8 protein-coding genes are annotated in these 5,602 nt (G+C 57.7%); 4 read left to right on the top strand and 4 right to left on the bottom strand.

Features of this window, described 5'->3' with window-relative positions; genetic code table 11:
- Positions 1-612 precede the first annotated feature (612 nt).
- From EN914_RS22190 to EN914_RS38380, 3 genes are all read right to left on the bottom strand, one after another.
- Positions 613-840, bottom strand: a complete 228-nt coding sequence (locus EN914_RS22190; RefSeq protein WP_013525064.1) for a DUF6894 family protein — start codon at positions 838-840, stop codon at positions 613-615.
- A gap of 9 nt (positions 841-849) precedes the next feature.
- On the bottom strand, positions 850-1,593 hold the full coding sequence (locus EN914_RS22185; protein WP_024505859.1) for a Crp/Fnr family transcriptional regulator: 744 nt from the start codon (positions 1,591-1,593) through the stop codon (positions 850-852).
- Positions 1,594-1,722: 129 nt separating this feature from the next.
- A complete protein-coding gene (locus tag EN914_RS38380; protein ID WP_164753058.1) occupies positions 1,723-2,307 on the bottom strand; it encodes a hypothetical protein in 585 nt (194 codons plus the stop codon).
- 605 nt (positions 2,308-2,912) lie between these two features.
- Here EN914_RS38380 and EN914_RS22165 point away from each other — a divergent pair.
- From EN914_RS22165 to EN914_RS22150, 3 genes are all read left to right on the top strand, one after another.
- Entirely contained in the window at positions 2,913-3,155 is a 243-nt protein-coding gene (locus tag EN914_RS22165; RefSeq protein WP_024505860.1) for a DUF982 domain-containing protein, read from the top strand.
- Between the two features lie 79 nt (positions 3,156-3,234).
- Positions 3,235-3,627 carry a response regulator gene (locus tag EN914_RS22160; protein WP_024505861.1) on the top strand — a complete coding sequence of 131 codons (393 nt, stop codon included), beginning with the start codon at positions 3,235-3,237 and terminating at the stop codon, positions 3,625-3,627.
- Between the two features lie 318 nt (positions 3,628-3,945).
- Positions 3,946-4,134 carry a DUF982 domain-containing protein gene (locus tag EN914_RS22150; RefSeq protein ID WP_013525057.1) on the top strand — a complete coding sequence of 63 codons (189 nt, stop codon included), beginning with the start codon at positions 3,946-3,948 and terminating at the stop codon, positions 4,132-4,134.
- A gap of 597 nt (positions 4,135-4,731) precedes the next feature.
- Here the strand turns inward: EN914_RS22150 and EN914_RS22140 are convergent.
- The gene (locus EN914_RS22140) at positions 4,732-4,953 is read right to left on the bottom strand and encodes a DUF768 domain-containing protein (RefSeq protein WP_013525056.1); all 222 of its coding nucleotides are present in this window, start codon (positions 4,951-4,953) and stop codon (positions 4,732-4,734) included.
- A gap of 432 nt (positions 4,954-5,385) precedes the next feature.
- Between EN914_RS22140 and EN914_RS38750 the strand changes: the two genes are divergently transcribed.
- Positions 5,386-5,602 (top strand): hypothetical protein (locus tag EN914_RS38750; RefSeq protein WP_206527221.1); only part of this gene is annotated, 217 nt, incomplete at its 3' end.

Below are 5,602 nucleotides of genomic sequence, written 5' to 3'. Positions count from 1 at the left end.
AGTGCTGGAAGGACGTGGTTTCATCTATTCTCGACGTGGCGAAGTGTACATCAGGGACCGCAGCGGACTTGCGGCCTGCGCAAACGGCACCTACGGCAAGCCAGAAGCCGATTACGTTCGGCTAGTTCGATTATAGCGCTCTAAGTTCGATTATAGCGCTCCAAGCATGCCGGACGTAGACCGCAGTGATCCAAGCACCTGCGCCCCGCGCCAGCAATACAGCCCGTCCCGCCCACATTGCCGGTGACACGAAACGGCTGCGGAGGCCGCGATGCGACCCGATTGCAATCCAACCCTGGGCGCGCACGGATGTTCCGGTCTTAACACTTTCTTGCCCAAAGAACAGCCTCGCGCAGGCCAGGCCCATGCAAGACGCGCGTCTACTCGTGATCGAGGTCTTCTGGGCGCTGAGACCGCGCACCACCATGAGTCCCGCGCGACCCGCCGATTAGCCTTCCTCGGCGCTATTGACGTTCGCAAACCGACCGGCTCATTGGTTGCGGCACAACGGTCCCGGCGGTCTGTCGTAAGGCCCCGCCGATGCGTACGGCGGGTTCGCACGCTGGAGCCCCTGCGCGGCTACACAGCGAAACCGGGTAAGCTCAAAGCCACTCAGCTTCCCTGAAGGGTGATGCTCAAGCTCAGCAGCCTTTCACCAGCCTCGTCCCTGACATAGATCGCCAATTGCTGCCCATCGGGGTCCTTGAAGAATTCAAGCGCCAAATCTCTGAGCCCGTCCATGCCCTCTCGGCATGCTTCCTCGATCCCATCACATTCGATCCCCTCATCGTCTTTTATGAGCTCGTCGCGGACACTGCTGTCAAAGAAATATCTCGCCATGGAACACCTCTATTGGCGCAACACGTCAGCGGCCCTTTGGTGCAGATACATCCCATCAAAATCCCCGGCGCGAACGAGCCCTGACCAGTCGGTTGCATGAAAATGCGAGCCCACGGTGGATATCAGGCCGTCGCGTCTAAGATCCTGAAGAACTCGGTTCACGTGTACGGTGGAAAGGCCGAGCGCATCACCAAGCGCAGCCTGCGTTATCGGAAGGCGGGCCACATGATCTTCTATGCGGCCGACTGCGCGGAGGCGGACAATAAGTTCGCACAAAATATGAGCCATGCCAGTATAGGCGTCGCGTCTTCCGACGTTGGTGACCCACTCTCGATAGATCGCCGCATCGACAAGCGTCGAGCGCCAAAACACTGTGGTTATCGAAGGGTGCTGGTCGCAAATAGAGCGAAGAGCGTCGTGCCGCATGAAGCCCACCCGAGAGGGCATTAGAGCCGTAAAGGTGCAATCCATGACCGACAGATGCAGTCCATGAAGGTCGGGAATGTCGCCGGGAACAAAAAAGGAGGTGATTTGGCGTTTGCCGTCGCCTGTCATTTTGGTCGAGCCTATCATGCCGTCAAGAACAACAAACGAAAGCGTCGGCTGGTCGCCATCGCGCAGAATGTCTGCGTTGGCCTGATATTGCTTCTCCTCAATCCGGGCATTTCCCAAAATTGCAATATCTGGTTCTGCGAGTTCCGAGATGGTCTGGAGCTTGCGGATCAAAATGTTCGAGGAAGGAACCTGCGCCATGAAGAACCTGTTGGGGTTGGCGCCCAACTTACAGCGGGCGCTAATGTTCCGCCGCGCTGCCCAGAGCAGACGGCCCGTGGCCAGCCAGCGCGACCGACCTGCTTTCTTGCCAGCGTCGAGACGTCACTATCATAGTTGATTGTGGCTGCCGCTGACCTTGCGTAAGGGACATCCATCGCAATCGTCTAACAAGGAAATGGTATGTTGTATCCGGGCCGATTTTTGGAGCCGAGCGATGTTGAGATGCTGGCCCACGTTTGTCACACGGTCTGCAACGAGCGCGGCGTACCTCTCGCTTCGGAGAGAGGAGAGCGCATAGCTGCGCACGTGCTCAGGCTGTTCATGAACGGCTTGACTGGGCCGAATGAACTGCTTGACGCTGAGAGGAACTGGGCTAGGCGGCCTGACCTTCCGGTCGAGCAGATTGATATCAACTACACAGGTATGAGAAAGGCCGCGTGATCCAGTTTGGTTTTTGCAGCCGAACACCGGCACTTGGGGAGATGCCGCGTGACCGGGAACAAACCTTGCTTTTGAGAGTTTGTAGAGCCGTTTCAGCGGACGACTGACCGAAATGCTCCTCGCCGTGAAGAGTGCCATCTCGAGGGCCGTTTTGGCTGGCAGGCGTGCCAGTGCGAAGTGTTCGGTGTGGTTGACCTCACGACCAAAGCGGGTGCCAAAATCGCTCCCATCACCTTGGGAATGGCCATTCAATTCGTGGCGAACGCATCGGTGCTGGATACGACGTTCGCCGAGCCATGGTCTTCTACGGCGAACCGGCGACGCCGAGCCTAAGGGCGAGAGAGTGCGAACGCTTATGGGCGCAGTTTGGCGGCGCGCTCCTGCGACCGTAATCCCACCATCTTCCGGACGATGTATGTCCGAACAGGCACATTCTTCCTTCGGGGTGGCCGACCTTCCGCGCTGTGTTTGGATGACCATGAGCGCCCATGGATGGTCTGATGACAGCGCACAGACCCAAGAAGGTCGCGCCCGTTACTACCCGCTTTGTACGCTTCTGGTACTTGTCTTTTTCAAAAAGTGCGCCACAGAATAGACGATTGAGGTTCTGTCTCTCTGGGAGGATGGGATGGACATTCAAACACCTGTCCGGCCTGCGCAGACGACGGCCAAGGAGCTGGTTCGAGAGATCCTTTTGGGCCCTCACCGGGCGCCATCATTTCCGTGAAAGCAACCATTACAGCAGTGCGCGCGCGCGGCCTTTATCTCCATGAGACGGACTGCCAGTTGGTCGCGATGATCGTCGATTGTGCCACGAAACGGGAGCTTTTCGTTGCGTTCGACGTGCGCGAATCCTGATGCCCCTTCGTTGTTTCAACCCGCCTGTCTACGTCAAGACCGACAGACCGGGATTCCGCCTTGGGATCAGCCGTATCGACACTGCCGCCGAGGAACTACTGAAGTGGTCCAACCGTGGCCCCAAATGGCGACTGGCGGCGGAGGCCTGCCTGACGGCGATGGATGGCAAGATGCCGACCAACGACTTCCGTGTACTCTTCGAGGATGCGGCTGAGGAGGAGGAAATGCTGCTGCCCGATTAGCAATGTTAGGGGCGTCGAGGAACATTCGCAGCCGGCCACCGTTGCATGCCCGGATACCAACGAGCGAAGCTGGCGTCGAATGAACTCAGGTGCCGTCCTGGTCGTGGAGGATGAGAGCCTTATCCTCCTGGATATCGAACACTCGCTGCGTGAAGCCGGGTTCGAGGTGATTGCCGTCTATAAAGGGGACAATGCCATCGCGACCTTTGATCGTAACCCGGATCGTGTCGCAGCCCTCCTGACCGATATAAGGATCGGAGAAGGCCCCACTGGCTGGGACGTCGCCCGTCACATGCGGACCGTCAACCCCAGTTTGCCAGTCATTTACATGAGTGGCGATGGTGCGGAGGACTGGCCGTCACTTGGAGTGCCAAACAGCCTCATGATAACCAAGCCGTTCGTTATGCCCCAGATCATCACGGGCCTCGCAAACCTTCTCAATTCACAAGCAGGGCTGGCAGCTCCTGGCTGACGTGCCCCCCAGTCACACGATCCCCTCGCTCAGACATTTGCATCAGACATTCCGATCTCCTAAATTAGCCGCGTGGTGCAACTGCGATACGGCTTAAGGCAAGACTCGGACGAGAGCTGGACGGTATTCGACGTGTTTACCGGCCAGCCAGCCGATGCATGGGGGGCACCGGCGGAATATTTGGATCAGGAATACGCCGAAGATCTGGTAGGCATACTGAATGCCGAAGACCTCAAGCGTCGATTGTCGCGAGGGAGGGTCGTATGATGGCAACCCACTGGTTCACCCCCGGTTCCCGTCATCGGGGGGCGACCCGGCATGACCTACAACGTCAACAGCGTGGAGGTCGCTTCCGAATATCTGGTGAAATGGACAAAGCGTGGCCCTAAGTGGAACCAAGCTGTCCGCGCCTGCATGGCCGCTATGGCCGGTGAGGCGACGGCTCAAGAGGCGCGGAGGTGCTTCGAGGAGGGGCAGTTCCGAGCTGCTCATGAAAAGACTGACTAGCCCGCCACCCCGTCGACACCTGCGGGCAGCATTACCGGATGGGTAGCTCGCTGAAGACCAAGCCAGATACAAACGTGGCGGAGTTCACGGGCCGGACCTAAGTCCCGCCGCCAAAACGCATTGGTCCGAGCTTGGCTTCCGGTAAGGAACTGTCTCGGGAGATCGATGTTGCGTGGGCGGCCACAGCTACGTCCCTCCCCGCGGTCGTCGGTTCGCACGGGGGGCGAACCCTAGCCTTGAAAGGGATTGTAGCGTGGGATGGACCTATGACTACCCAATCTTCTACAACCGTCACGGGGCTTACCCTGACCGCAGTTTGCCGGATGGATCAAACTCCCCACAAAGGACTTTCAATGCCCATACCTGAGGAGTTGGGAGATGCGGAGCTCGTTTTCGACTGCCCCAAATGCTGCCATCCTATTGTAAGGCGAGGATCATGGTTCAAGGTAATATCCATGTTTCGTTGCGAGGCCTGCAATGCCAAGATTCGTCTCGGCTACCCAGACAAGCTGGTGTTGTTCGAACGGCATCGCCATCTGATAAAAATCCCACCAGCGGATGCATCCGCTTTTTGAATGAGACCGTAGCTCCGCGGACCTACTCTGGAATTCCGGCGTCGAAGTGAGCGATGGCTTCGACGAAAATGCGGTAAAGGCTATCCACATCCTCATCCAGCTCTATTCTCTTGATGCCGACCGCTTTGGCGTCGGCTAGCAGCTTGTGGGTGAGTTCACCGATTGAGACCGCGTCGGGAGGCGCCGTCTCTGGGATGTCGTTAGCAATCCACTTGTGCAGAAAGTTGATGCCGCGTGTGCTCATCTAAAGTTCCACGAGCCGCGAAGAGCACAGAACGCAAGCACAGCGACAGCGGCCGAGATCAGAATTCCTTTCGGGTTCTGCCACCTTGGTGGAGGGCGAGGTACTAGTTTCTCGGCATGATCGCTCATATCGAGACAAGCTACGCCGGGAGATTAGGTTCCGCTTATCTTTGACGCGTTCGGTCATCGGCAGGGCTGCCGAAGAGGCAAGCTGGACAAGAAAACCGCAGCTAGTCGGCTTTGTGCCTACCGCTTAACCTTTGTTATTGCAGTGGTGCTGCCCTGCGGTATTTACGCTGCGCCGCTGCGTCCTATGATCGGTCAGCGAGAGCTTCCGAAACTTGAGCACGTGAAGGAATGGACCTATTTTGGGTGATGCCGATGCTGGTCATTGTCCACCTTTCGAGTGTCGCGAACGCCGCAGATCAACAGGATGGATTTGATCGTGAAAGGAAGCCGACCGAGTATTTCGTTGTTGGATTTCGACATACTCTCCCGGGCTCTTACGTCAGCCGTCCGGGATAGCCCGGACTCCAATTGGAAGGTCCAGGCGCGCGAGCTTGTGCGCCTCTACACCGGCAAAAAGTCAGCCGACGAAAATTTGATCGCAGCATTGGTTCATGCCAGTCGCGCCCAGTTGGACTTGGAGG

Origin of the sequence: Mesorhizobium sp. M7A.F.Ca.CA.001.08.2.1 (assembly GCF_003998455.1) — a bacterium.
GTDB lineage: Bacteria > Pseudomonadota > Alphaproteobacteria > Rhizobiales > Rhizobiaceae > Mesorhizobium > Mesorhizobium ciceri.
The sequence above is the reverse complement of the archived record's forward strand: the minus strand, read 5'-3'. Positions and strand labels throughout refer to the sequence as shown.

Excerpts from the sequence above, each read along its gene's own strand:
- EN914_RS22190 (WP_013525064.1), bottom strand. The coding sequence starts at position 840 with ATGGCGAGATATTTCTTTGACAGCAGTGTCCGCGACGAGCTCATAAAA.
- EN914_RS22185 (WP_024505859.1), bottom strand. The coding sequence starts at position 1,593 with ATGGCGCAGGTTCCTTCCTCGAACATTTTGATCCGCAAGCTCCAGACC.
- EN914_RS22165 (WP_024505860.1), top strand. The coding sequence starts at position 2,913 with ATGCCCCTTCGTTGTTTCAACCCGCCTGTCTACGTCAAGACCGACAGA.
- EN914_RS22160 (WP_024505861.1), top strand. The coding sequence starts at position 3,235 with ATGAACTCAGGTGCCGTCCTGGTCGTGGAGGATGAGAGCCTTATCCTC.
- EN914_RS22150 (WP_013525057.1), top strand. The coding sequence starts at position 3,946 with ATGACCTACAACGTCAACAGCGTGGAGGTCGCTTCCGAATATCTGGTG.
- EN914_RS22140 (WP_013525056.1), bottom strand. The coding sequence starts at position 4,953 with ATGAGCACACGCGGCATCAACTTTCTGCACAAGTGGATTGCTAACGAC.